Source organism: Streptomyces sp. sk2.1 (assembly GCF_008120935.1).
Taxonomy (GTDB): domain Bacteria; phylum Actinomycetota; class Actinomycetes; order Streptomycetales; family Streptomycetaceae; genus Streptomyces.
Genome location: NZ_RDBO01000077.1, coordinates 651,608 through 676,869 on the forward strand (window position 1 = coordinate 651,608; position 25,262 = coordinate 676,869).

The 25,262-nt window shown below is 72.9% G+C and carries 20 protein-coding genes; 13 read left to right on the forward strand and 7 right to left on the reverse strand.

The genetic code is table 11. The features are described 5' to 3' along the window. Window positions 1–223 precede the first annotated feature (223 nt). Window positions 224–958 carry a ferritin-like fold-containing protein gene (locus EAO76_RS30190; RefSeq protein WP_148839066.1) on the forward strand — a complete coding sequence of 245 codons (735 nt, stop codon included), beginning with the start codon at window positions 224–226 and terminating at the stop codon, window positions 956–958. Window positions 959–1,010: 52 nt separating this feature from the next. Here the strand turns inward: EAO76_RS30190 and EAO76_RS30195 are convergent, their stop codons facing one another. From EAO76_RS30195 to EAO76_RS30215, 4 genes are all read right to left on the reverse strand, one after another. After that, the gene (locus EAO76_RS30195; protein ID WP_148839067.1) at window positions 1,011–1,280 is read right to left on the reverse strand and encodes a hypothetical protein; all 270 of its coding nucleotides are present in this window, start codon (window positions 1,278–1,280) and stop codon (window positions 1,011–1,013) included. A gap of 347 nt (window positions 1,281–1,627) precedes the next feature. Then, complete coding sequence (locus EAO76_RS30200; protein WP_187438838.1) at window positions 1,628–1,855, reverse strand: DUF3107 domain-containing protein; 228 nt, start codon at window positions 1,853–1,855, stop codon at window positions 1,628–1,630. Window positions 1,856–2,022: 167 nt separating this feature from the next. Beyond that, entirely contained in the window at window positions 2,023–2,664 is a 642-nt protein-coding gene (locus EAO76_RS30205; protein WP_148839069.1) for a TetR/AcrR family transcriptional regulator, read from the reverse strand. 168 nt (window positions 2,665–2,832) lie between these two features. Then, window positions 2,833–3,048: a hypothetical protein gene (locus EAO76_RS30215; protein ID WP_148839071.1), complete on the reverse strand. Its 216-nt coding sequence runs from the start codon at window positions 3,046–3,048 to the stop codon at window positions 2,833–2,835. 109 nt (window positions 3,049–3,157) lie between these two features. Between EAO76_RS30215 and EAO76_RS30220 the strand changes: the two genes are divergently transcribed. The 12 genes from EAO76_RS30220 (at window position 3,158) to moeZ (ending at window position 18,239) form a co-directional block, all read left to right on the forward strand. Beyond that, window positions 3,158–4,123, forward strand: a complete 966-nt coding sequence (locus tag EAO76_RS30220) for an alpha/beta fold hydrolase (protein WP_148839072.1) — start codon at window positions 3,158–3,160, stop codon at window positions 4,121–4,123. Next, window positions 4,108–5,442, forward strand: coding sequence for a DUF3152 domain-containing protein (locus tag EAO76_RS30225; protein WP_148839073.1), 1,335 nt, complete (start codon window positions 4,108–4,110; stop codon window positions 5,440–5,442). The genes EAO76_RS30220 and EAO76_RS30225 overlap by 16 nt, the downstream gene beginning before the upstream one ends. 168 nt (window positions 5,443–5,610) lie before the next feature. Beyond that, window positions 5,611–5,706 carry an Ms4533A family Cys-rich leader peptide gene (locus EAO76_RS47375; RefSeq protein ID WP_316248381.1) on the forward strand — a complete coding sequence of 32 codons (96 nt, stop codon included), beginning with the start codon at window positions 5,611–5,613 and terminating at the stop codon, window positions 5,704–5,706. 218 nt (window positions 5,707–5,924) lie between these two features. Next, window positions 5,925–7,649, forward strand: coding sequence for an ABC transporter substrate-binding protein (locus tag EAO76_RS30230; RefSeq protein ID WP_187438839.1), 1,725 nt, complete (start codon window positions 5,925–5,927; stop codon window positions 7,647–7,649). A 2-nt stretch (window positions 7,650–7,651) separates the two neighbouring features. Beyond that, window positions 7,652–8,701, forward strand: a complete 1,050-nt coding sequence (locus EAO76_RS30235; RefSeq protein WP_148839075.1) for an ABC transporter permease — start codon at window positions 7,652–7,654, stop codon at window positions 8,699–8,701. Continuing rightward, window positions 8,698–9,687 carry an ABC transporter permease gene (locus tag EAO76_RS30240; RefSeq protein ID WP_148839076.1) on the forward strand — a complete coding sequence of 330 codons (990 nt, stop codon included), beginning with the start codon at window positions 8,698–8,700 and terminating at the stop codon, window positions 9,685–9,687. Before EAO76_RS30235 ends, EAO76_RS30240 begins: the two co-directional genes overlap by 4 nt. Beyond that, entirely contained in the window at window positions 9,684–11,432 is a 1,749-nt protein-coding gene (locus EAO76_RS30245; protein ID WP_148839077.1) for an ABC transporter ATP-binding protein, read from the forward strand. The genes EAO76_RS30240 and EAO76_RS30245 overlap by 4 nt, the downstream gene beginning before the upstream one ends. A 190-nt stretch (window positions 11,433–11,622) precedes the next feature. Then, window positions 11,623–13,500 carry a DUF3492 domain-containing protein gene (locus EAO76_RS30250; RefSeq protein WP_148839078.1) on the forward strand — a complete coding sequence of 626 codons (1,878 nt, stop codon included), beginning with the start codon at window positions 11,623–11,625 and terminating at the stop codon, window positions 13,498–13,500. Window positions 13,501–13,594: 94 nt separating this feature from the next. Continuing rightward, complete coding sequence (locus EAO76_RS30260) at window positions 13,595–14,932, forward strand: hypothetical protein (RefSeq protein ID WP_376039173.1); 1,338 nt, start codon at window positions 13,595–13,597, stop codon at window positions 14,930–14,932. Between the two features lie 259 nt (window positions 14,933–15,191). Then, the gene (locus tag EAO76_RS30265; protein WP_148839080.1) at window positions 15,192–16,157 is read left to right on the forward strand and encodes an NAD(P)-dependent oxidoreductase; all 966 of its coding nucleotides are present in this window, start codon (window positions 15,192–15,194) and stop codon (window positions 16,155–16,157) included. Continuing rightward, complete coding sequence (locus EAO76_RS30270; RefSeq protein ID WP_148839081.1) at window positions 16,145–16,975, forward strand: spherulation-specific family 4 protein; 831 nt, start codon at window positions 16,145–16,147, stop codon at window positions 16,973–16,975. The genes EAO76_RS30265 and EAO76_RS30270 overlap by 13 nt, the downstream gene beginning before the upstream one ends. Before the next feature lie 85 nt (window positions 16,976–17,060). Then, window positions 17,061–18,239: an adenylyltransferase/sulfurtransferase MoeZ gene (gene moeZ / locus EAO76_RS30275; RefSeq protein WP_148839082.1), complete on the forward strand. Its 1,179-nt coding sequence runs from the start codon at window positions 17,061–17,063 to the stop codon at window positions 18,237–18,239. Window positions 18,240–18,315: 76 nt separating this feature from the next. Here the strand turns inward: moeZ and EAO76_RS30280 are convergent, their stop codons facing one another. The 3 genes from EAO76_RS30280 to EAO76_RS30295 form a co-directional block, all read right to left on the reverse strand. Continuing rightward, window positions 18,316–19,884, reverse strand: coding sequence for an alpha/beta hydrolase (locus tag EAO76_RS30280; RefSeq protein ID WP_148839083.1), 1,569 nt, complete (start codon window positions 19,882–19,884; stop codon window positions 18,316–18,318). 401 nt (window positions 19,885–20,285) lie between these two features. Further along, window positions 20,286–21,881 (reverse strand): alpha/beta hydrolase, encoded by a 1,596-nt coding sequence (locus EAO76_RS30285; protein ID WP_148839084.1) that lies wholly within the window; start codon window positions 21,879–21,881, stop codon window positions 20,286–20,288. Between the two features lie 363 nt (window positions 21,882–22,244). Next, the gene (locus EAO76_RS30295; RefSeq protein WP_148839085.1) at window positions 22,245–25,043 is read right to left on the reverse strand and encodes a lysylphosphatidylglycerol synthase domain-containing protein; all 2,799 of its coding nucleotides are present in this window, start codon (window positions 25,041–25,043) and stop codon (window positions 22,245–22,247) included. Between the last annotated feature and the right edge of the window lie 219 nt (window positions 25,044–25,262).

Below are 25,262 nucleotides of genomic sequence, written 5' to 3' on the forward strand. Positions count from 1 at the left end.
CGCGCGGAGGGCTGTCGGGTCGGAGCCGATCGGGCCACCGACCGGGCATCCTCATTCTTTTCACCTTTTTTCGCGCCGTAAGCACATCCAAAATACTCAGTAGGCGCAATACCACTGTACCCCGGATTCGCGCATGTGTGTCGGGCGAATTCATCGGAACGGTGTGATGTCGCGTACCGGCCGGGCCCTTACGCACCCCCGCGGGCGGGCTATTCTGCGGTCCATGGAGACGCCTGACAACGCCACTGAAACCCCTGAACCCACCGGGATCGCCGCCCAGGACTGGGCCACCGCGTCCGAGGAACCGCAGTACCGCGCCGCGGTGGTGGACCTGCTGGGAGCACTCGCGTACGGGGAGCTGGCGGCCTTCGAGCGGCTCGCCGAGGACGCCAAACTCGCGCCGACCCTGGCCGACAAGGCGGAGCTGGCGAAGATGGCCTCCGCCGAATTCCACCACTTCGAGCGGCTGACGGACCGGCTGACCGCGATCGAGGTGGAGCCGACCGGCGCGATGGAGCCGTTCGCCAAGGCGCTCGACGACTTCCACCGCCAGACCGCGCCCTCGGACTGGCTGGAGGGGCTGGTCAAGGCGTACGTGGGCGACTCCATCGCCAGTGACTTCTACCGCGAGGTCGCCGTCCGGCTCGACTCGGACACCCGCTCCCTCGTCCTCGCCGTGCTCGACGACACCGGACACGGCAACTTCGCCGTCGAGAAGGTGCGCGCCGCGATCGAGGCCGACCCGCGCGTCGGGGGCCGGCTCGCGCTGTGGGCGCGCCGGCTGATGGGCGAGGCGCTCTCCCAGGCCCAGCGGGTGGTGGCCGACCGCGACGCGCTGTCGACGATGCTCGTCGGCGGCGTGGCGGACGGCTTCGACCTGGCGGAGGTGGGCCGGATGTTCTCCCGGATCACCGAGGCGCACACCAAGCGGATGGCCGCGCTGGGGCTCGCCGCGTAGCGGGACGATCACGGTCACCCGGGGCCGCACCCGCGGCCCCGGCACCGCTCGGTCAGACGGCCGCCGACCGGCTCAGGGCGTGATTGCCGGGACGGACCAGCAACGAGAGCGTCACCACGCCGATCAGCACCGCGCCGATCAGCGTGGCCACGCCGTGACCCGGGCCCAGCACCGAGTGCGTGAGGAACATGCCGAACAGGGCTCCCAGGGCGCCGGTGGTGAACACGGCGCGACGGGACGGGAGCCGGTGGGGCAGGGAGCGGAGCGCCACCCAGGCGAGGGCGAGTCCGAGTACGACGGCACCGAGCGGTTCCAGGATCACAGATGATCACCTCGCGAGTGGCGGGGCGGGTAAAACGGTCGTAAGCGGTCCTACCCGAAGGGTGCGGAACGCAACCCTCCCCGAGCCGGTTTCGCACAGGAATCGCCTGCTGGACGCATGTGCGGACAGATCAGGCCGACTGCGGGACAGGGCCCGGTCGCGACGACGCCCCGCGGGACCCGATCCGGTCACGACGACGAGCGGTGGAACCCGTTCCGGTCGCGACGACGCCCCGCAGGACCCGTTCCGGTCGCGACGACGCATCGCGGAGCCCGTTCCGGTCACGACGCGCGGCGGCCCGGCGGGAATCCCGCCGGGCCGCCGCCTCGGTCACCGCTTCGACGTGCCTACAGCGCGCCGAACCCCACCCGGCGCGTGGTGGGCTCGCCGATCTCCACGTAAGCGATCCGGTCGGCCGGCACCAGGACCTTGCGGCCCTTTTCGTCCGTGAGGCTGAGCAGCTGCGTCTTGCCGGCGAGAGCCTCGGCGACCGTGCTCTCGACCTCTTCGGCGGTGAGCCCGCTCTCCAGAACGATCTCCCGGGGAGTGTGCTGCACCCCGATCTTGACCTCCACGGCTATGTCCCTCCGACGGTCAGTCCCTGCGCGGTGCACCGCGCCGTACGCAGCACACATTAGCCCGCTGCGGGGAGCCCTCAGTGGTCGGCGGGCAACGCCCGCAGCGAACACGGGCGGCGGCCGCCGCCCGTGCCCGGACCCGGAGCCCGCCGGGCAGCGGGTCCTCAGTGCTGGTCGATGCCGTGCAGCGGGAAGCCCGCGATGCCCCGCCAGGCCAGCGAGGTGAGCAGCTGGACGGCGGTGTCGCGCGGAATGGAGGACTGGCTGGAGAGCCAGTAGCGGGCGACCACCTGGGACACCCCGCCCAGGCCGACCGCGAGGAGCATGGACTCGTCCTTGGACAGCCCCGTGTCACCGGCGATGACGTCGGAGATCGCCTCCGCGCACTGCAACGACACCCGGTCCACGCGCTCGCGCACCGCGGGCTCGTTGGTCAGGTCGGACTCGAAGACCAGCCGGAACGCGCCGCCCTCGTCCTCGACGTAGGCGAAGTACGCGTCCATCGTCGCGGCGACGCGCAACTTGTTGTCGGTCGTCGACGCCAGTGCCGTACGGACCGCATGGAGGAGCGACTCGCAGTGCTGGTCGAGCAGGGCCAGATAGAGCTCCAGCTTGCCCGGGAAGTGCTGGTAGAGCACCGGCTTGCTGACACCGGCCCGCTCGGCGATGTCGTCCATCGCGGCGGAGTGGTAGCCCTGGGCCACGAAAACTTCCTGCGCGGCGCCCAGCAGCTGATTGCGTCGGGCGCGGCGGGGCAGGCGAGTACCCCTCGGGCGCGCCGCCTCGGTCTGCTCGATGGCTGTCACGCCGCCTCCCAAATTTGTGATCGAACACAGCCTTTCCGTGCACGCTGCGCCGTACAGCCATCGTACTTTTGGGTAACCCGGGTGTGCGCGGCGCGGACGCAGAATTTCACGGACCGGACGGCTGCGGTAGCCGTAGATTCGACGATCCGTGGGACAAAGCGGGTCGTATCAGCGGTAATCGTCCTCATCCTGTGTGACAACACGGGCCTGTTCCGCGGCATCGGCCTCGTCGGCACTGGTCCGGTCGATGTCCGTGAGCGGTTCGTCGCGTCGCTGCTGGAGATCGGTGCGCTGCTCGGCGGCGTCCGCCCGGGGCGTCTCCTGGTCCGGTTCGTCCGGCTGGATGTCCTCGAAGGTCTCCGGGTCACTGGGGTCGACCGTCATGGGGACTCCCTTCCTCGCTTCGAGCGTAGAAGCTGGGCCCCCGGGCCGCTACGCGGCCTGTGACGGCGAACACATGAACCGGGGTGTGATCGTCTCGTAACATTGCCGCATGTCTTCGACCGAGCTGCCGGGAGTCCGTGCCGTCGTCGCCGCGGCACCGCCCGTGGCGAGCGCCGTGAAGGTCGCGGAGGGGGAGGAGTTGCGCTCCGTCGCGCTGCCGGGGCTGACGCTGGCCGTGCGGTCCCGGACGCCGGGGCGCGACGGCCTGCCACCCGCGCTCTTCGTGCACGGACTCGGCGGCTCCTCGCAGAACTGGTCGGCGCTGATGCCGCTGCTCCAGGACGTGGTCGACGGGGAGGCCGTCGACCTGCCCGGCTTCGGCTGCTCGCCGCCCCCGGACGACGGGAACTACTCGGTCACCGGGCACGCCCGTGCCGTGATCCGCTTCCTCGACGCCGAGGAGCGGGGGCCGGTGCACCTGTTCGGCAATTCGCTCGGCGGCGCCGTGGCCACCCGGGTCGCCGCGGTCCGGCCCGACCTGGTGCACACCCTCACCCTCGTCTCGCCCGCGCTGCCCGAGATCCGGGTGCAGCGATCCGCCGTGCCGACGGGCCTGCTCGCGCTGCCGGGTGTGGCCGCCCTGTTCGCCCGGATGACCAGGGAGTGGACCGCGGAGGAGCGCACCCGCGGCGTCATGGCGCTCTGCTACGGGGACCCGGCACGGGTCTCCGAGGCGGGCTTCCGCGAGGCGGTGGCCGAAATGGAGCGCCGGATGGAACTGCCGTACTTCTGGGACGCGATGGCGCGCTCGGCGCGTGGCATTGTCGATGCGTACACGCTCGGCGGCCAGCAGGGACTGTGGCGCCAGGCCGAGCGGGTGCTCGCACCGACCCAGCTCGTCTACGGCGGACGGGACCAGCTCGTCTCCCACCGGATGGCGAGCAAGGCGGCCGCGGCCTTCCGCGACGCCCGGCTGCTGACCCTGCCCGACGCGGGGCACGTGGCGATGATGGAGTACCCGGAGGCGGTCGCCCAGGCCTTCCGGGAATTGCTCGACGAATGCGGCGGGAGCTGATCCGGGGCGTGGGACGACACAGTCGAAAGGGCTCCAAACCCCCGGGGTCCGGCACCGGGGCCGCCGCCGTCGACACGGGCGGCGAACGCGAGGGCGTCAGGCCCGGTCCCGGTACCGGCCGGCGGCGGAGGGCGGCGGAGGCCCCCGCCGGTACGGACGGGCACGCCCCGTTCCAGCAGACCGGCCACGTCCGCGGCGGCCACCCCGAGCAGCGGGAACCCGGCGGCGGCTGGGGGACCGGGCCGCAGCCGCGACACCGCGAGCCGGGCCACCATCCCGCGCCGCCGCCCCGGACGGCGCCCCCGCAGCAGCCCCCGGCCGGTGCCCGGCCGCTGATACCGGGACCGCGGCGCGAGTTCGTCGAAGCCTTCGACGCGCCGCCCGCCCCGCCCGCGTCCCGCGGACCGGCCGTTCCGCCGGCCCGCCCGGCCGATCCGTACGCCTCGGTCGGCGCGTGGGACGAACGGCCGCCCGATGGCGACGCCGATGCCCCGGCGGACGACAAGGACGGCAAGGGCATCCGGGGCCGCACCTTCACCGGCATCGCGGCCGCCGCGGTGACCACGGTGCTGGCCGTGGTCGTGGCCGGTCAGGTCGCCCAGGACCACGACGGCGGGGCCGCGGTCGCGCGGGCCCCGGGCGTCGAACGGGACGGCACCGACGATGCCTCCCGCTCGGACGACCGGTCCACCCCGACCCCGGCGAAGGTCAAGCCGCTCTCGTACGAGCAGAAGATGGCCCGCGCCTATCCGCTCGACCCCGAGCTCAAGGCGTCCGGAAAGTTCGAGACGGTGCCGGGCGCGGCGAAGGCGCCGGGGCGCGGGCACAAGTACCGCTACCGGATCGACATCGAGAAGGGCCTCGGCCTGGACGCCGGGCTCTTCGCCAGGGCCGTGCAGGAGACCCTCAACGACGACCGCAGCTGGGCGCACGACGGGGCGATGACCTTCGAGCGGGTCTCCTCCGGGAAGGCCGATTTCGTGATCACCCTGGCCAGCCCCGGCACCACCGGTGTCTGGTGCGCCAAGTCCGGCCTGGACACCACGCAGGACAACGTCTCGTGCGACTCCGCCGCGACCGAGCGCGTCATGATCAACGCCTACCGCTGGGCCCAGGGCTCCTCGACCTTCGGTCCGGACAAACTCTTCGCCTACCGCCAGATGCTGATCAACCATGAGGTCGGCCACCGGCTGGGTCACAACCATGTGAGTTGCCGCACGCCCGGAGCCCTCGCCCCGGTGATGCAGCAGCAGACCAAGACCCTGGACCTCGACGGGATCAAGTGCCGTCCCAACGCCTGGGTCCATCCGGGCAGTTGACCCCGATGGGGCCGGGCCCGCAGACGCGGCGGGTCGTCCCCGGCTCGTGGACGGGTCCCGGCGCGGGCCGCGCGGACGGCCGTCCACGTCCATGCGCTGTCCGAATGCTGGGACAGGCGTCTCGAATCGCGTTGACATCGGTTCGAGCGGTGATCCATATTTCTCGGCATGTCGCACAGTCCCGTCACCCCCGGTCGCACAGCCATAGAGCTGGCGCTCATCGGCGTGACCGGGCACAGTGTCGCCGACATCCACTGTTGCTGACGCCTGCCCGAGCGCGCGTCCGCCCGCCGTCCGAGCCCCGAACGGGCCGGGACGGCCACATACGACCGCCGCGCCGGGCACACCTCGCCCGCAGGCGCGGCAGTCCGGTTCCTTCCGGTTGATTCCTTCGTGTGACGACCGTCCCCGGCCGCTCTCGCCCTGCCTGCGGAATTCTTCAGTCCGTTTCTCCAGGCAGTAATCCGAGAGGTCACCTTCCGATGCGTCAACCGTCCGTCATATCGCGCCGCGTGGCAGCGGCCACCGCAGTCATCGTCGTGGCAGCGGGTGCCGCGGCCTGCGGGCCCGAGGACAGCAAAGGCGGCGACGGGAACTCCGGCGCGGCGGGCAAGCCCCAGAAGGGCGGCACCCTCACCGTCCTGAACAGCAAGCCGCAGAGCGACTTCGACCCCGCACGGCTCTACACCTCCGGCGGCGGCAACATCCCCTCCCTCGTCTTCCGCACGCTCACCACCCGCAACCGCGAGGACGGGGCCGCCGGCGCGAAGGTCGTCCCCGACCTCGCGACCGACCTGGGCACCCCCAGCAAGAACGCCACCGTGTGGACGTACACGCTCAAGGACGGCCTGAAGTACGAGGACGGCACCGCGATCACCAGTGCCGACATCAAGTACGGCATCGAGCGCTCCTTCGCCGCCGAACTCTCCGGCGGCGCGCCCTACCTGCGCGACTGGCTGATCGGCGGCGCCGACTACCAGGGCCCGTACAAGGACAAGAAGGGCCTCGACTCGATCGAGACGCCCGACGCGAAGACCATCGTCTTCCACCTCAACAAGCCGGAGGGCGAGTTCCCCTTCCTGGCCACGCAGACCCAGACGACCCCGGTGCCCGAGGCCAAGGACAAGGGCACCAAGTACGAGGAGCACCCGATCTCCTCGGGCCCGTACAAGGTCGTGAGGAACGAGGGCGACGGCGAGCGCCTGACCCTGGAGCGCAACCCGCACTGGTCGGAGGCGACCGACGAGGAGCGCAAGGCGTACCCCGACCGGATCGAGGTGCGCTCCGGCCTCGACTCCGCCGTCATCAACCAGCGCCTGTCCGCGTCCCAGGGCGCCGACGCCGCCGCCGTCACCACCGACACCAACCTGGGCCCGGCCGAACTCGCCAAGGTCACCGGCGACAAGAAGCTCGCCGCCCGGGTCGGCACCGGCCACTTCGGCTACACCAACTACATCGCCTTCAACCCGAAGGTGAAGCCGTTCGACGACCCGAAGGTGCGCCAGGCGATCTCGTACGCCATCGACCGCTCCTCCGTGGTCAACGCGGCCGGCGGCTCCTCGCTCGCCGAACCCGCCACCACCTTCCTGCCGAACCAGGCGGCCTTCGGGTACACGCCGTACGACCACTTCCCGGCGGGCAAGTCGGGCGACCCGGCCAAGGCCAAGGAGCTGCTGAAGGAGGCCGGCCACCCCGACGGGCTGACCGTCACCCTCACGCACTCCAACGACAAGGACTTCGCGACGAGCCCGGAGATCGCCACCGCGATCCAGGAGGCGCTGAAGAAGGCCGGCATCACCGTCAAGCTCCAGGGTCTGGAGAGCAACGACTACTCCGACACGGTCTACAACGTGAAGAGCGAGCCCGGCTTCTTCCTCGGCGGATGGGGCGCCGACTGGCCGTCCGGCGGCCCGTTCTTCGCGCCGATCTTCGACGGGCGCCAGATCGTCGAGTCCGGCTACAACTTCAACTCCGGCCAGCTGAACGACCCCTCGGTCAACAAGGAGATCGACGAGATCAACAAGCTGACCGACCTGGACGCCGCCGCGAAGCGTTGGGGCGCACTCGACAAGAAGGTCGGCGAGCAGGCCCTGACCGTGCCGCTGTTCCACCCGGTCTACAAGCGGCTGTACGGCGAGGCCGTCAAGAACGTCGTGATCAGTGACTGGACCGGCGTGCTCGACGTCTCGCAGGTCGCGGTCAAGTAACCATGGCCGACGCACTTCCGGCCGGGGAGGCGGGGGCCGTCGCGGCCCCCGCCTCCGGGGCCCATCCGTTCTGGCGGCGGCTGCGCGCCCGGCGCTCGGCCCTGGTGGCCGCCGCGGTCGTCGCCCTGCTGGTCCTGGCCGCGCTCGCCGCCCCGCTGCTCACGGGCATCGAGGGCCAGGACCCCACCACGTACCACCCCGACCTCGTCGACTCCGCCACCGGCGGGGTGCCGATCGGCTCCTTCGGCGGCATGAGCGCCGAGCACTGGCTCGGCGTCGAACCGCTCACCGGACGCGACCTGTTCGCCCGCGTCGTGTACGGCGCCCGGGTCTCGCTCGGTGTCGCACTGGCCGCCACCCTGCTCCAGGTGCTCATCGGCGTCGCCGTCGGTCTCGCGGCCGGGCTCGGCAACCGCTTCGTCGACCAGGCGCTGAGCCGGGTCACCGATGTCGTGGTCGCGCTGCCCGTCATGGTGATCGCGCTCGGCGCGCTGGCCGTCGTACCGGCGGGCTTCCCGCGCCCGGTCCTGATCGCGGTCATCATCGGCCTGGTCGGCTGGTCAGGCATCTCCAAGATCGTGCGCGCCCAGACGCTCGCGCTGAAATCGCTCGACCACGTGGCCGCCGCCCGGCTCAGCGGCTGGGGGCCCTGGCAGATCGCCCGGCGCGAACTGCTGCCCGCCCTGGCCGCCCCCGTCATCACGTACGCCGTGCTGCTCTTCCCGGGCAACATCGTCGTCGAGGCGGCCCTGTCCTTCCTGGGCGTCGGCATCAAGCCGCCCACCCCGTCCTGGGGACAGATGCTCAGCGACGCCGACACCTGGTACCAGGCGGCCCCCACCTACCTGCTGATCCCCGCCCTGCTGCTCTTCGTCACCGTGCTGGCGCTGACCGTCCTCGGCGAGGGCGTGCGCACCGCACTCGACCCGCGCGCCGAGTCCCGGCTGCGGATCGGCACCGGCCGGAAGCGGACCGGCGCGGGCCGGAAGGGAACCGGCACGGGCGCGGGCACCGGCACCGGCACCGGACGCGAGAAGGAGGCCGCGGCATGAAGTGGTTCCTGCTCAGACGCCTCGGCGGCGCGCTCTTCGTGCTGCTCGCCCTCAGCGTCGTCGTCTACGCGGCCTTCTACGTCGCGCCCGGCAACGTCGCGCAGATCGCCTGCGGTCCGCGCTGCTCGCCCGCGCAGGTGGCGCAGGTCAGCGAGCAACTGAACCTGGACGACCCGCTGTACGTGCAGTACGCGCACTTCCTCCAGGGGCTCCTCACCGGCCGCGACTACTCGACCGGGACCGGCGTGCTGCACTGCCAGGCCCCCTGCCTGGGACTCTCGTACCAGAGCGACCAGCAGGTCACCGAGCTGATCCTGGCCAAGCTCCCGGCCACCGCCTCGCTCGCCGTCGGCGCCTTCGTGCTGTGGATGCTGCTCGGCGTCGGGACCGGACTGCTCTCGGTGTGGCGGCGCGGCCGTCCGACCGAGCGCATCCTCACCTGGATCACCCTGGCCGGCATGGCCACCCCGGTCTTCGTCATCGGGCTGCTGTTGATCATCATCACGGTCACGGCGCTCCGGATCCTGCCGTTCCCCGACTACGTGCCGTTCACCGAGGACCCGGAGCAGTGGGCCTGGAACCTGCTGCTGCCCTGGATCTCGCTGGCCCTGGTGTCCGCCGCCCCGTACGCCCGGATGACCCGGGCCTCGATGCTGGAGACCCTGGCCGAGGACCACGTGCGCACCTTCCGGGCGTACGGGGTCGGCGAGCGGGCGATCGTCGGACGGCACGCCCTGCGCGGCGCGCTGGCGCCGGTGATCGCGCTCGGCGCGCTGGACGTCGGCTCGATGTTCGGCGGCGCCGTCCTCACCGAGTCGCTCTTCGGGATTCCGGGCGTAGGCCGGGAACTCGTCGACGCCGTGAAGCACGTGGACCTTCCGGTGGTCGTCGGCCTGGTGCTCGTCACCGGGTTCTTCGTGGTCCTCGCCAATACCGTCGCCGACATCCTGCAGGCGATGGCCGACCGACGGGTGGTGCTGGCATGAGCCTGGTCGAAGTCTCCGGTCTCTCGATCTCGTTCGGCGACGTGCGCGCGGTGGAGGACCTGTCGTTCTCGCTGGAGGCCGGCGGCGCGCTCGGCGTCGTCGGCGAGTCCGGCTCCGGCAAGAGCGCCTCGGCGTACGCCCTGCTCGGCCTGCACCGGGGGACCGGTGCCGAGGTCGGCGGCTCGGTCCGGGTCGCGGGTGTGGACGTGAACGCGGCGGACGACGCGGAACTGCGGGCGCTGCGGGGCGCGAAGGCCGCGATGGTCTTCCAGGACCCGCTGTCCTCGCTCGACCCGTACTACGCGGTGGGCGACCAGATCGCCGAGGTGTACCGGGTGCACAACCGGGCCTCCCGCCGGGCCGCGCGGGCGCGGGCCGTGGAGGTGCTGGACCGGGTCGGGATTCCCGACGCGGCGCGGCGCTCCCGGTCGAGGCCGCACGAGTTCTCCGGCGGGATGCGGCAGCGGGCGCTGATCGCGATGGCCCTGGCCTGCGAGCCCCAGCTGCTGATCGCCGACGAGCCGACGACCGCCCTGGACGTCACCGTCCAGGCCCAGATCCTGGACCTGCTGCACGGCCTGCGGCGGGAGACGGGCATGGGGCTGCTGCTGGTCACGCACGACGTGGGAGTGGCGGCGGAGTCGGTCGACGAGGTGCTGGTGATGCAGTCGGGGCGGGCGGTGGAACGGGGGCCGGTGGGCGAGGTGCTCGTGGCGCCGCGCGAGCCGTACACGCGGGCGCTGCTGGCGGCGGTGCCGCGGGTGACGCAGCCGCGGGTCGCCCCCGGGACCGAGGTGGCTCCGGACGGCTCCGGGGTCGCGGGGGCTTCCGGGATCGCAGAGGTTCCGGGGGCTGTGGGGGCTTCTGGTACCGCAGAGGTTCCGAGGGCTGTAGGGGTTTCTGGGATTGCAGAGGTTCCTGGGGGCGCAGAGGTTCCGGGTGCCGCGGGTGGCCCGGGGGAGGCGGCCGAAGCGGCCGACGTGCTCGTCGAAGCCGTCGACGTACGACAGGTGTTCGGCAGGGGGAAGTCCGCCTTCGCGGCCGTCGACGGCGTCTCCCTCACCGTCCGCCGCGGCGAGACCCTCGGCGTCGTCGGCGAGAGCGGCAGCGGCAAGACCACCCTCGGGCGGATGCTCGTCGGGCTGCGGGAGCCCACCTCGGGCCGGCTCACCCGCCGGGCCCGGGTGCAGATGGTCTTCCAGGACCCCGTCTCCTCCCTCAACCCGCGCCGCTCGATCGGCGAGTCGGTCGCCGACCCGCTGCGGGCCGCCGGGGAACGCGACGAGTCCGTGATCGGGGCCCGGGTGCGGGACCTGCTGACCCGGGTCGGCCTCGACCCGGAGAGCTACCACCGCTACCCGCACGAGTTCAGCGGCGGGCAGCGCCAACGGGTCGGCATCGCACGGGCGTTGGCCGCCGAGCCGGAGCTGATCGTCTGCGACGAGGCGGTCTCCGCGCTCGACGTGACGACCCAGGCCCAGGTGACCGCCCTGCTGGCGCGGCTGCAGCGGGAACTGGGGCTCGCCCTGGTCTTCATCGCCCACGACCTGGCCGTCGTGCGGCAGGTCAGCGACCGGGTCGCGGTCATGCGGCGGGGCCGGATCGTCGAGGAGGGCGAGGTGGACGAGGTGTACGGGAACCCCCGGGACCCGTACACCAGGCAGCTCCTGGCGGCCGTCCCCGCGCTCGATCCGGCGCTCGCGGCGGTGCGCCGCGCGGCCCGCAAGGAGCTGGCCGCCGCCTGACCCGGAGTGACGAACCGCTCTCCCGGCGCAACGAAACGCCGTCGGGGCGGGAAAGTTACGCCGGTTCACCCCTTCCGGTGGCGCGACGGACAACCGTCCGTCGCGCCACCGGCGTATCCGCTTACGGTCTTCCCGCTATGAGTCGTCGTGTCAACGGCGGCCGTCCACCGGGGAGATCGGAGGTGTGCCCGTGCGGATCGGACTCCTCACCGAGGGTGGCTACCCGTACCCGAACGGTGAGTCCGGACTCTGGTGCGACCGTCTGGTGCGCGGAATCGCGCAGCACGAGTTCGATCTCTTCGCGCTCAGCCGCTCCGCCGAGCAGGGGGAACAGGGCTGGGTCCCGCTCCCGATGCAGGTCAGCCGGGTGCGGACGGCGCCGGTGTGGACCGCGGACGAGGGCGCTCCGGACGCCCGCGGACCGCTCGGCCGGATGCGGTCGGGCAGGGGCGCGCGCCCGTACGGACGGCGCGAGCGGCGGCGCTTCACGGCGCATCTGACGGCTCTCGCCTCCGCGGTCTGCGCGGCCGACGGGGCGCGGGCCGGGAACGGGGCCGTCGACGGCGCGGGAGGCGCGGGAAGCAGCGGCGCGGGAAGCAGCGGCGCGGGCGGTGCCGGTGTCGGCGGGCCGGGCGCGGGGCGCACGGCCGGTGACGCCGTGGGCGAACGGTTCGCGCAGGGCCTCTACGGGCTCGCCGAACTGGCCCGTGAGCACGGCGGACTGGCTCCGGCGCTCCGTTCCGAGACCGCCGTGCGCGTCCTGGAAGCGGCCTGCCACGCCCCCGGGGCCGGACGCACCGTCCAGGCCGCCGCCGTCCCCGACCTGCTCGTCTTCGCCCGGGAGCTCGACCGGGCGCTGCACCCGCTCTCGCTCGACTGGTACGACGAGGAGGGCCTCGGCGCGGTCGACCTCTGCCACGCGACGTCCGGCGGCGCCGCGGCCCTGCCCGGGCTGTTGGTCAAACGCTTCTTCGGGGTGCCCCTGCTGGTCACCGAGTACGGCGCGCGGCTGCGGGCGCACCACCTCGCCGAGGCCGGAACCGGATCGAGTGCGCCGGTGCGCGCCCTGCTCGCCGGCTTCCACCGGCTGCTCGCCGCCGAGGTGTACCGGCAGGCCGCGATCGTCACCCCCGGCGACACCCACGCCCGCCGCTGGCAGGAGCGGTGCGGGGCCGGACGCGAGAAGCTGCGCACCGTCCACCCCGGCATGGAGTCCGACCGCTTCACGGAGCTGGGCGAGAGCGGCGACGGAGGTCCGGACGACACCCTGGTCTGGGTCGGCCGGATCGAACCGGCCAAGGACCTGGTCGCGCTGCTGCGCGCCTTCGCGGAGGTCCAGAGGTCCGCACCGGCCGCCCGGCTGCGGATCATCGGCACCCCGGCGGGGGGCCCGGAGGGCGCCGCCTACCTCGCGCACTGCCGGGCACTCGCCGACCGGCTGTTCCCCGCCCGGCCGCTCCCCGCCGGGGCGACGGGCGCGGACACCGCCGATGGCGGCCCGGTCTCCTTCGAGGACCCCGGCGCGGCCGGGGCGGCCGACCCCGCGAAGACGTACGGGGCGGGCGGGGTCGTCGTCCTCTCCAGCGTGGCCGAGGGCTTCCCCACCGGCCTCGTCGAGGCGATGTTCTGCGGCCGGGCCACGGTCTCGACGGACGTCGGCGCGGTCGTCGAGGTCATCGGCGGCACCGGCCTCGTGGTGCCCCCGGGCAACCCCGGGGCACTGGCCGACGCCTGTCTCGCGCTGCTGCGGGACCCCGAGCGGCGTGCACGGCTCGGAGCGGCGGCCCGCGCCCGCGCACTCGAACTCTTCACCGTCGAACAGAACCTCGCGGCATTTCGCGGCATTTACCTGGAGCTGATGGCGCACGCCCCGGTGCGCCGGAGGACCGGGGCCGGAACGACGGAGCCCGACGGCGGACCGCGTCCGTTCGCCACCCCGCCCGAAGCACACGTCATGGGCCCGTGGACGGACCCGTGCACCGTTCCGGCCGACCGCACGCCGAGCTGGGCCGCCGGGCCCCGGACCGTCTGCGCGGGGGCGCGGGGAGCGGGTGGCACGGATGCGTGAGCAGGAGCGGCGGCAGGGGCAGGAGGCGGCCGGGCCGGGCCGCGGCGCGCCGGGACGGTCCGGCACGGTCGGCGACGATCACGAAGGAGTCACCATGGGCCGCCCGACCGAGGTGCCCGACGCACCCGTCACGCCGGCCACCGGGGGAGGCGGGGACGCCCTGCCCCCGACCGCCGGAACCCTCGCCACCGGAGCGGGAGCCCCTGTTGCCGGGGTTCCTGCCGCCGAGGCCGGAGCCGGGGCTTCCGTCACCGGAGCGGGAGCCGCGACCGGAACCGGGGCCCGCCGTGCTCCCGAGATCGCCGGAGCCGTCGCGGCGCGGCGGCCCGGTACCGCGCGGCGCGGCACCGCCGACCCCGTGAAATCGCTGATGCACCGGCACCGGCAGCTGTGCGAACGGGCCGTCGACCCGCTGGAGATCGCCGCCGGCCTGGAGGCCCACGGCGTCACCGACCGGGTGGCCGCCCGCTACCGGCACCGCGACGTCTTCTCGCTCGCCGAGGAACTGTTCGCACGGATGCCCAAAACGGTCACGGAGCCCGCGGCCGGCCCCGGCGCGCCGGAGCGCGACGTCCACACGCGCGCCGCCTGGTCGCTCCGCGCCCTGCTGCCGGGCGCCGCCTGCGTCGCGACCGTCGGCGTGCTCGAACTCACCGAGGGGGCGCTCGGGGGAGGGGCCCGGCTCGCGGTCGCCCTCACCGGCGCGTTCCTCGCGCTCGCCGCCCTCGCCCTCGCCCTGCGCGACGGCCCCCTGCGCGCCGGGAGCCGCTCCCCGTTCACCGCCCCGTTGTACGGCTGCTGGCTCCTCGGCTACGTCCTGTACGGCGAACCCCTGCTCGCCCAGGTGCTCAGCGGCGGACCCGAGGGCCCCTGGGAGATCACCCCCGCGCCACTGCTGGGACTGGCCCTCTCGCTCGCCCCGGCCGCCTGGTGCGCCCACCTCTTCTCCGTGCACGCGCGCCGCAAACTCCGCGGCAGCCGCGCACTGGAGGAGTTCGCCGCCGGTGTGCGCCCCCTGCTGTTCGGCGCCGTCGCGCTCCACCTGTGCGTCCTCATCGGTCTGCTGCACCTCGCCCGCCTCGGGTACGGGAGCGGCGGGGCGTTCACCGGGGCGGCCGCGCTCGGCGTGCTGCTCCTGCTGGCCCGGCTGCTGACCGGACACGGGTACCCCGGCCCGGCCATCGCCGCGCTCGCCACCGCCTGCGCCGTCGAGGCCCTGGCACCCGCCCTGATTTTGGCCGGGCGACTGCCCGGTCTGCACTTCCTGGCCCGCCCCGTCGACCTCCTCGTCGTGGCGGGCGGCACCGGAGCGGTACCCGCCGTCGCCTGCGGCGCCTCCGCCCTCGGGCTGCTCATCACCGCCACCGTCGTCCTCTCCAGGGCATCCGCCCACACCACCGCCCGAGCCGATGAAAACGGCACCACCGGGTGACCACCGCCGTACCGCCCACCACTCACCACCCCGCGCCCGACCGCCCTGCCCCGGCCCGGGCGGCGCGCGCGGACACCCCCGCACCACCCCGAAGCCGCACCACCGTTCCACCACCCCCCACGAACCATGTGCACGCCCCGCGGAGCCGACGTCGCGGGTCGCTGCCGCATCACCCATCCCATTTCAACGAGGAGACAACGGACATGACCCCCCAATCCCCTTCCCCGGCAGGTCGCCGTCGGCGCCGAGGGGGCGCGCGATGAGGGTGCTGCTGCTCGGAGCCAACGGATTCCTCGGCCGGTTCGTGGCCGATCGCCTGCTCGCCGACCCCGCCGTGCACCTCACGGCGCTCGGCCGCGGCGACGACGCCGACGTACGGTTCGACCTGGCCAGCGGAAGCCCCGGCGCGCTGACCCGCTTCCTGGACGCCGTCCACCCCGGCGTCGTCGTCAACTGCGCGGGCGCCACCCGCGGCGGGGCGCGCGAGCTGACCCGCCACAACACCGTCGCCGTCGCCACCGTCTGCGAGGCGATGCGGCGCAGCGGCTGCACGGCCCGCCTCGTCCAGGTCGGCTGCTCCTCGGAGTACGGGCCCTCGCAGCCCGGCTCGTCCACCGCGGAGGACGCGCTGCCGCGCCCCGGCGGCCCGTACGGCGTCAGCAAGCTCGCCGCCACCGAACTCGTCCTCGGCTCCGGCCTCGACGCGGTCGTGCTGCGGGTCTTCTCCCCGGTCGGACCGGGCACCCCGGCCGGTTCCCCGCTCGGCAGGCTCGCCGAGGCGATGCGCCGGGCCATGCAGTCCGGGGACGGCGAGCTGAAGCTCAGCGGCCTCGGCGTGCAGCGCGACTTCGTCGACGTGCGCGATGTCGCGCGCGCCGTGCACGCGGCCTCGCTCTCCGCAGCCCAGGGCGTCGTCAACATCGGTACCGGACGCGCCGTGCGCCTGCGGGACGCGGCCGCCGTCCTCGCCCGGGTCGCCGGATACGCGGGCGCGCTCCACGAGCTGGACGCGCCCCCGCCCCGGCTGCCCATCGGTGCCCCGCGCACCTCCAACGAGTCGGTCATCGAGCACCTCTCGGCGACCCCGTCCCCCTACCCCGACGGCTGCGGCGCCTGGCAGCAGGCCGACGTCCGCACCGCCAGGGACCGGCTCGGCTGGCGCCCCCGGATCAATCTGGAGGAGTCCCTCGCCGACATCTGGATGGAGGCGGCGTGCCGCATCTGACCATCACCGGCACGATCCCCAGGACCGGTGGTGCCGAACGGTTCGGCTTCGGCGTCCCCGGCTGTGCGCACCCGCTGCTCGCCCCCGCCGAGTGGGCCGAACTGGCCCGCCCCGGCACCCCGCTGCACTGGGCCGTCCTCAACATCGACAACGGCCCCGGCAGCAGACCGGACCCGCACTGCCTGGAGGCCGCGGGCCGGCTGCGCAACGCGCGGGAGCGGGCCGTGCACGACGAGGACCCGCGCGAGGCGGTCCGGGCGGCGGGCGGCAGCCTGCTCGGCCACCTCGACCTGGCCCTCGGCGACCGACCCTTCGCGGAGCTGGTCGCCGACGCGCGGTCCTTCCTCGACTGGTACCGCGTCGACGGCTTCTACCTCGACCGCTGCCCGGCCGAACGCGCCGGTCTCCCGGCGGTGCGCCGTCTCACCGGCACGCTCGCCGCGCTCCTCGGCGACGGGGAGCGGCCGCCCGGCCGGGGGCGCGGGCCGCTGGTGCTCGCGCCCGACACCCACCCGTACCCCGGCTACGCGGAGGCCGCCGACCAGCTGGTGACCTTCCGCGGCCCGTGGACCGACTACCGCTGGTCGCAGGTGGCGGAGTGGACCGCGGCCTATCCGCCGGAGAAGTTCGCGCACTTCGTCCACGGGGTCCCGCGCACCCATCTCGAAGAGGCCATGCGCATCGCCCGCTGGCAGGGGGCGGGCACGATCTTCTTCACGGATCGAGACGGCCGACAGGGACGAACCGACCCATTCGTGACGCTGCCCAGGTACTGGGACGAAATCGTCTCGCGGGTCGGACCGGGTATCTCGGAATGAGAGGGGGCGTGGCAGTGTTACCGGAAGAACAACCGTACGCAGTTGAAGTACGTAGAAACCGACCACCTGCATTGTTGAGGTTCCTGTGTCGCTGCCACCCCTGGTCGAGCCAGCTGCTGAGCTCACCGTCGACGAGGTCCGCAGGTACTCCCGCCACCTGATCATCCCGGATGTCGGGATGGACGGACAGAAGCGGCTGAAGAACGCGAAGGTGCTCTGTGTCGGCGCCGGCGGTCTGGGGTCGCCGGCCCTGATGTACATGGCCGCGGCCGGCGTGGGCACGCTCGGCATCGTGGAGTTCGACGAGGTCGACGAGTCGAACCTGCAGCGCCAGATCATCCACAGCCAGTCCGACATCGGCCGCTCCAAGGCCGAGTCCGCCAGGGACTCGGTGCTCGGCATCAACCCGTACGTGAACGTGGTCCTTCACGAGGAGCGGCTCGAAGCCGACAACGTGATGGACATCTTCGCCCAGTACGACCTGATCGTGGACGGCACGGACAACTTCGCCACCCGCTATCTGGTCAACGACGCGGCCGTGCTGCTGAACAAGCCGTACATCTGGGGCTCGATCTACCGGTTCGACGGCCAGGCGTCCGTCTTCTGGTCCGAGCACGGCCCCTGCTACCGCTGCCTCTACCCGGAGCCGCCCCCGCCGGGCATGGTCCCCTCCTGCGCCGAGGGCGGCGTGCTCGGGGTGCTCTGCGCCTCCATCGGCTCCATCCAGGTCAACGAGGCCATCAAGCTGATCGCCGGCATCGGCGACCCGCTGGTCGGCCGACTGATGATCTACGACGCCCTGGAGATGCAGTACCGCCAGGTCAAGGTCCGCAAGGACCCCGACTGCGCGGTCTGCGGCGAGAACCCCACCGTCACCGAGCTCATCGACTACGAGGCCTTCTGCGGCGTCGTGTCCGAGGAGGCCCAGGAGGCGGCGGCCGGCTCCACGATCACTCCCAAGCAGCTCAAGGAGTGGATCGACGCGGACGAGAAGATCGAGATCATCGACGTCCGTGAGCCGAACGAGTACGAGATCGTCTCGATCCCCGGCGCCAAGCTGATCCCGAAGAACGAGTTCCTGATGGGCAACGCCCTCCAGGACCTCCCGCAGGACCGGCGCATCGTCCTGCACTGCAAGACCGGCGTCCGCAGCGCCGAGGTCCTCGCGGTCCTCAAGTCGGCGGGCTTCGCCGACGCGGTGCACGTGGGCGGCGGCGTGATCGGCTGGGTCAACCAGATCGAGCCCGAGAAGCCGGTGTACTGAGACACTCCGCGTACAGCACGTGGTGAGGGGGCCGGTCCGCACGGACCGGCCCCCTCACCGTGTTTCCGGAGCAGTGCTACGAGCAGGTCTTCCCGTCGTCCGGGACCTTCCCGTCGAGGAAGTACGTGTTCACGGCCGACGTCACACAGGCGTTCCCGCCGTACGCGCCGTGCCCCTCGCCCTTGTTGGTGAGCAGGACGCCGACGCCCCCGCCCAGCTCGTCCGCCATCTTCCGGGCACCCTCGTACGGCGTCGCCGGGTCACCGGTCGTGCCGACGACCAGGATCGGACCGGCGCCCGGAGCGCTCGTCTCCGGGGTGTCGTGCTCGCCCTCCACCGGCCACTGCGAGCACCAGCCCGCCGTGTCCCACGCCAGGAACGGACCGAACACCGGGGACAGCTTCCGGAACTCCGGCAGGAGCGCGCGGGCCTCGTCCGCCGTCGGCCGGAGCTTGCTGTCCGCGCAGGAGATGGCGCGCTGCGAGTGGCTCTGGGTGTCGTAGCCGCCCCTCTCGTCACGGCCGTTGTAGGAGTCGGCGAGTGCGAGCAGCCCGTTACCGGTGCCGCTCTTCTCCGCCTCGTCCAGCGCCTGCGTCAGAGCGGGCCAGCTGCTCTTGGAGTAGAGCGGCATGACGATGCCGGTGACGGCCAGCGAGTCGTTCAGCTCGCGGCCCGAGGCGGTCGGCAGCGGCTTTCGGTCGATGCGCTCCAGCAGCCGCGCGATGCGCCGCGTGCCCGCCTTCGGGTCCTGGCCCCGGTCCTCGAGGTAGTTCTCCAGGGCCCGCTGGAAGCCGGTCGCCTGGTTGCGGGCGTGCCCGATGGCGTCCGCGGTCGGGTCGACGACGGCGTCCAGGACGGTGCGCCCGACGTTCTTCGGGAAGAGGTGGGCGTAGGTGCCGCCGAGCTCGGTGCCGTACGACATACCGAAGTAGGTGAGCTTCCGGTCGCCCAGCACCTGGCGGATCAGGTCCATGTCGCGGGCGGCGTTCACCGTGCCGACGTGCGGCAGGAGCCTGCCGGAGAGGCGCTCGCACCCGGCGCCGAAGTCCGCGCCGTCCTTCAGGAACGCCTCCTCCTCCGCCGGTGTGTCCGGGGTCATGTCGACCTTCCGGAAGGAGGCCTCCTGCTCCTTGTCGGTGCGGCAGCGCACCCCCTCGCTGCCCGCGACCCCTCGTGGGTCGAAGCCCACCAGGTCGTAACGGGAGTTGAGTTCCCCGTACGCACCGGCGGCGCGCGGCAGTATCCCGACCCCCGAACCGCCGGGACCGCCGAAGTTGAACAGCATCGAACCGAGGCGCCGGCCGGAGTTCCCGGCCTTCTTGCGGATCAGCGCGATCCCGACCGTCTCGCCGTCCGGCTTCGCGTAGTCCAGCGGAACCCGGACCGTCGAGCACCGCCACTGGTCCCCGGGCGCGCTGCCGCCCTCCGGGGCCTCGCAGCGCTTCCAGTCCGGCCGCTGGGAGGTGAGGGAGGCGGGCAGCGGGGGCAGGCCGTCCGGCGCGGCCGACGGGTCACCGGCCGGGGACGCCGCGCGGTCCGTGCGGTCGGCCGGTTTCTCGTCCGTTCCCCCGCCGCAGCCCGCGAGCAGGCCCGTCAGCAGAAGTGCGGTGCCGGCCAGAGCTCCGGCGCGTGCGTGTGCGGACACGTCGTACGTCCTCCCCGTTGTCGCCCGCGCGCCACGCGGCGCACGGGGCGCTGATCGTCGTGGCGCACGGAGGTGCCTGCATCCGAGGCGTGCAGAAGTCCGCTCATGTTAGGGCCTTTCGTTTGGATCAGGCCGGGCTCGCGTGCCCCGGCATGCACGCTCGCCGCGTTGTCGTCGGTCGCCATGGCTCCTTCCCCGAGCTCTCGGCTTCGCTCGAGCAGGGGAGACCCCATCCGACTCCCTCCTCCGCCTTGCGATCGCACACACCGGACCCCGCTCACTGATCCGGCCTGATCCAAACGAAAGACCCTGAGGCTGTCCGGCGCTCTCCGCCGGGGACGGCGAAGGGGCCCGTCCGGTTCCGCTCGCCGGACGGGCCCCGGTTCCCCGGAGGGGAGTCGCTATCGGCAGACGGTCCCGGCCGCCGGAACCTTGCCTTCCAGCAGGTAACCGCCCACGGCCCTCTGCACACAGGGGTTGCCGCTGTTGTACGCGCCGTGCCCCTGGCCCTCGTACGTCATCTGCACGCCGACGCCCTCGCCCAGCGCGTTCGTCATGGCCTTGGCGCCCTCGTACGGCGTCGCCGGGTCGCCGGTGTTGCCGATGACGAGGATGGGGGCCGCGCCCGGGGCGCTGACGTCCGGGGTCTCCCAGGCGCCCGCGACCGGCCAGTCGGTGCAGCCCATCAGGCCCCAGCCGAGGTAGTCCCCGAAGATCTTCGAGGCGGACCGGAACTGCGGGAGCTTGTCCTGGGTCTGGTCCGCGGTGAACCGCTGCTTGGAGTCGGCGCAGTTGATGGCGGTGTTGGCGGCCATCGAGTTGTCGTAGCTGCCGTCCTCGGAACGGCCGTTCAGCGAGTCGGCGAGGGCGAGGAGGAGCGCGCCGTTGCCGCCCTCGGCCTCGTCCACGCCCTGCTCCAGCAGCGGCCAGGTCTGCCTGGAGTAGAGCGCGGTCGCGATGCCGGTGGTGGCCAGGGTCTGGGTCAGCCGGCGCGACCCGATGCCCGCGACCGGCTGCTTCTCCAGCGAGTCCAGCAGGTCGGAGATGCCCTGCTCGACCTCCTCGGGGGTGGCACCGGCGAGCTTGCAGTTGTCGCCGCGGTCCACGCAGTCCTGGGCGAAGTTGTCCAGCGCGAGCTGGAAGCCCTTGGCCTGGCCGAGCGAGGACTGCTCGGAGTTCTGGGTCGGGTCCACCACCGCGTCCAGCACCGACCTGCCGACGTTCTTCGGGAACAAGTGGGCGTACACGCCGCCCAGTTCGGTGCCGTACGAGATGCCGAAGTAGTACAGCTTCTTGTCGCCGAGCACCTGGCGCATCAGATCCATGTCGCGTGCGGCCTCGGTGGTGCCGACGTGGGGGAGCTGTGTGCCGGAGTTCCGCTCGCAGGCGTCCGCGAACGTCCTGGTGCTCTCGACGAGGGTCTTCACCTCCGCGGGGGTGTCCGGGGTGCCGTCGAGTTCGTAGCGGGCGTCGAGCTGCTTGTCGCTCTCGCACCGCACACCCGCGCTGCGGCCCACCCCGCGCGGGTCGAAGCTGACCAGGTCGTAGCCGGCGCGGAGCTTGTCGTAGTCCTTGCCGAAGGCGGGCAGGGTGGCGACGCCGGAGGCACCGGGACCGCCGAAGTTGAAGATGAGGGAGCCGATCCGCTTGTCCTTGTTCTCGGCCCTGGCCCGGATGAGCGCCAGCTGGATCGTCTGGCCGTCGGGGTTCGCGTAGTCGAGCGGGGCCCGCATGAACGAGCACTCCCAGGGGGTGCCGCCGGGCAGCGGGGTCGGTGCCTTCCCGCCGCCCTGCGCCGGGACCGGGGCGGGGCAGGGCTTCCACGTCAGCTGCTGGGAGGCGAGGTCGTCGGGGCCGGTCGCCGCGGCGTTCGCCGCGAGCGGCGAGCTGCGCGGCCCGGCGCCTTCCTCGGTGCCGCCGCTCGAACAGGCGGTGATGGGCAGGAGCACGGTGACGGCGGCCAGGGCGGCGGCACGCAGGGCGGGGGAGGTCCTCATGGGGCCCATCGTGCGGGGCGAACCGGAGGGGTGCACGGGGCACCGGTCCAAGCGGGTGGTCGGCGCACGGACCGTCGCCCGACTGGCCTCTCGGACTGCCCCGTCCGGGGCTGAGGAACCGTCAGGGTCCGTTCGGCCGATCGGGAGGAGAGGGGCGTCAGGGCTCCTGGGCCGGTCCCCGTTCCGATCCCGATCCCGATCCCGGTCCCGGTCCCCGTTCCGGTCCCGGTTCGGTGAGGCCGTCCGGTACCAGGCCCCCGGCCCTCGGCCCCCGGTCCCGAGGGCCGGGCCGGGGCCGAGGGCCGGGCCGGGGCCGAGGGCCGGGCCGGGGCCGAGGGCCGGGGACCGGGGCCGAGGGAGCCGTCAGAGTTCGCCCTTGCGGGTCAGATGGTTGAAGCAGAGCCAGCCGGGAAGCACCGGCAGCCAGAACGTCAGCAGGCGGTACAGCACCACGGCGGGCGCCGCGACCTCCTTCGGCAGGTTGACCGCGATCAGCCCCAGCATCAGCGCGCCCTCGACCGCGCCCATTCCGCCCGGTGTGGGCGCCGCCGACCCCAGCGCGTTGCCGGCGAGGAAGACCACCGCGATGCTGGCGTAGCTGAGCGTCGGCACGTCCGGACCGCTGAACGCCCGGATCGACGCGTCCAGGCACATCACGAACGTCCCGGTCAGCAGCAGCATCCCGCCGATGCCCGTCAGCAGCTTCTGCGGCCGCTGCACCACATCGATCATGCGCGGCACGACCCCGGCGAACAGCGACCGCACCCGCGTCACCACGAACTTCCGCAGGAACGGAACCGCCGTCACCACCAGCACCAGCACGGCGACCGTCAGCAGCCCGGCGATCACGGTCCTGGACGGGGTGAGCGAGGACGGGGTCCGCTCGGTACCGGTCAGATAGCCGAACGCCGCCAGCAGCAGGATGTGGCAGCCCAGGCCGAACAGCTGCGAGGCGCCGACGCTCGCCACGGCGAGCCCCGGCCGCACCCCGGCCCGCTGCAGGAAGCGGGTGTTCAGCGCCACGCCGCCGACCGCGGCCGGGGCGACGATCTTCACGAAGGACCCGGCGACCTGGGCCAGCACCGTCTTGCCGAACGGCACCCGCTCGGGCACGAAGCCCAGCAGGCTCATCGCGGCCGCCACGTAGCTGAGGGCGGAGAAGCCGACGGCGGCGGCCACCCAGCCCCACTCCGCCTGCTCGGAGACCGTGCCGAAGTCGGCCTGGGTGACCTGGGAGATGAGGTAGTACGCGGCGAACGCACCGGCGATGAAGCTCACCAGGGTGCGCGGCTTGATGCGTTCCAGGCGCACCGGCTCGACCGGAGCCTGCGGACGGATCCGCAGCACCTGCTGCCGCATCTGGGAGAGCAGGTCCTCCTCGCGGGCCTCTTCCAGCGCGTCGTCCAGGGCCCGCTTCTCGGCCTGCTTCTGGTTGCGGAGCGCCTTGCGGCCGGGCTTGGCGGCCTCCTCCGGGGCACCGTGCTCCTGGGCCCTGGCCCGCCTGGCCGCGTCCGACGCCTCCAGCACCGCCTCGCGCTCCCGCTGCGAACGCTCCCGGGCCAGCCGGCGCAGCGTCGCACGGGTCGAGCGGCTCAGCGCGATCGGCTGGAGCAGCGGCAGGCAGTCGGCGACCACATCGGGGCCGAGGACCTCCAGGGCCCCGGCCACGGCCCGTTCGGCGCCCACCCGCAGACCGGTGGTGGTCAGCAGCTGGGCGACGTCCATCCGCAGCACCAGGTCACCGGCCGCGATCTCGCCGCCGCGCAGATCGGTGACGAACACCTTGCCGGAACGATCCACCAGGATGGCGTCACCCGTGAGCCTGCGGTGCGCGATCCGTCGCGACTGGAGCGCCTTCACCTGGCGCCAGGCGCCGTGCAGCACCTCGTCGGTGATCTCCGAGTCCTCCAGCGCGTCCAGGGAACGGCCGCCGATGTGCTCGTACACCAGCATCACGGCGTCGGGCCCGAGCTCGGACGTGGCGATCAGCTTGGGGGCGTTGGCCCCGGCGGCGATCGCCGCGTACGCGAGCAGCGCCTCCTGCTCCAGGGCCTGGCGCAGCGACTGGATGGAACGGCGCTGGGTGATGCCGCGCAGGGTGAGTCTGCGCCACGCCCGGTAGAAGAAGCCCTGGGCCTGCTGCTCGCGGTCGACGACCGTGACGTCGAGCGGCGGCCCGTCCTCCAGGGACACCAGGTAGCGGCGCCCCCGGTCGCTCTGGTCGCCCGAGTCGGGGAAGTCCTCGGCGCGCATCGCGGTGACGGGGCGGAAGCCGACGTGGCGCAGTCCGGCCATCAGGTGCTGACCGGTCGGCCGCACGTTGGGCGAGCCGACCGTGTACAGCGTGCCGTACGCGACGGTCCAGCCGATCAGCACGGTCAGGACGATCGAGAACGGGGTCGTGTAGCCGCCGACCAGCATGGCGAACGCGTCGAGCAGCAGCACCACCCACAGCACCACCCGCCAGCGCGGCCGTCTCGCCATCCCGACCGCCGTCATGTACGCGATCACGGGGGCGAGGTAGCCGTGCACGGGGTCGGTGAGCGAACCGGCCTGGGGCTGGGTCAGCGCGTCCTTGATGGTGCCGGGGGCGTACCGGGACACCCAGAGGTCGGTGGCGAGGGTGACGCCGTGCGCCAGCACGGCGGCGAGCACCCCGTCGGCGATGCGCAGCCCGTCGCGCTTGATCAGCCGCTCGATCGCGAACGCGACCGGGACGAGCAGCACGGCGATGCTGGAGACCAGGCCGGCGATCTTGATCAGGACGTCGGGCGCCTGGCCGGTGCCCTTGTTGATGTCCTGTTCGAGACCGGCGGTGGTGCCGTGGGCGAACGCGGCGATCGCGAACAGGACGACGATCGCCAGGATCCCGATGAGGAGCCGCATGAGGTCGGAGGGGCGGTGCACCCGGGCGGGGAGCAGCGGCTCGTCCCCCGAGACGCGTTCGGCCTGCTCCTGCGCGACGGTCGAGAGCGTCGACCCGGCCGGATGCCCGGGGGCCGTCCCCCGCTCCGGGCCGGACTCCCCGGCGGGCCCGCGGGGTGCGTCCGGCCCCTTCCCGGCGGATGCGCGGGACTCGTCCGGGCGGGGCCCGGCGGGCGGCCGGGACCTGCCCGGGTGGGGCTCGGCATCAGAGGCGTCCGCCGCCTTCGGTGGCTGCACGCCCTGCTCCTTCGTCGCCTCTGATTGGTCTTCGTGGTCTCGTATCACCGGTCACCGCCCGCACGATGGTGGCACGGCCCGGCGACGGAGGGGGGCATCAGGGTGCACTGCACGGACACGCGAAGCGCAAGATACGCCCCTTTGCCCCCGCACGCACGCCCCGCGGACGGGGGCAGACGGACCGGGCCGGACTGTCGGTGGCGTACGGCAGGATGGGAC

Bases quoted from the DNA above. Each gene is read 5' to 3' on its own strand.
- EAO76_RS30190 (WP_148839066.1), top strand. From the start codon at position 224: ATGGAGACGCCTGACAACGCCACTGAAACCCCTGAACCCACCGGGATC.
- EAO76_RS30215 (WP_148839071.1), bottom strand. From the start codon at position 3,048: ATGACGGTCGACCCCAGTGACCCGGAGACCTTCGAGGACATCCAGCCG.
- EAO76_RS30220 (WP_148839072.1), top strand. From the start codon at position 3,158: ATGTCTTCGACCGAGCTGCCGGGAGTCCGTGCCGTCGTCGCCGCGGCA.
- EAO76_RS30225 (WP_148839073.1), top strand. From the start codon at position 4,108: ATGCGGCGGGAGCTGATCCGGGGCGTGGGACGACACAGTCGAAAGGGC.
- EAO76_RS47375 (WP_316248381.1), top strand. From the start codon at position 5,611: ATGTCGCACAGTCCCGTCACCCCCGGTCGCACAGCCATAGAGCTGGCG.
- EAO76_RS30230 (WP_187438839.1), top strand. From the start codon at position 5,925: ATGCGTCAACCGTCCGTCATATCGCGCCGCGTGGCAGCGGCCACCGCA.
- EAO76_RS30235 (WP_148839075.1), top strand. From the start codon at position 7,652: ATGGCCGACGCACTTCCGGCCGGGGAGGCGGGGGCCGTCGCGGCCCCC.
- EAO76_RS30240 (WP_148839076.1), top strand. From the start codon at position 8,698: ATGAAGTGGTTCCTGCTCAGACGCCTCGGCGGCGCGCTCTTCGTGCTG.
- EAO76_RS30245 (WP_148839077.1), top strand. From the start codon at position 9,684: ATGAGCCTGGTCGAAGTCTCCGGTCTCTCGATCTCGTTCGGCGACGTG.
- EAO76_RS30260 (WP_376039173.1), top strand. From the start codon at position 13,595: ATGGGCCGCCCGACCGAGGTGCCCGACGCACCCGTCACGCCGGCCACC.
- EAO76_RS30265 (WP_148839080.1), top strand. From the start codon at position 15,192: ATGAGGGTGCTGCTGCTCGGAGCCAACGGATTCCTCGGCCGGTTCGTG.
- EAO76_RS30285 (WP_148839084.1), bottom strand. From the start codon at position 21,881: ATGAGGACCTCCCCCGCCCTGCGTGCCGCCGCCCTGGCCGCCGTCACC.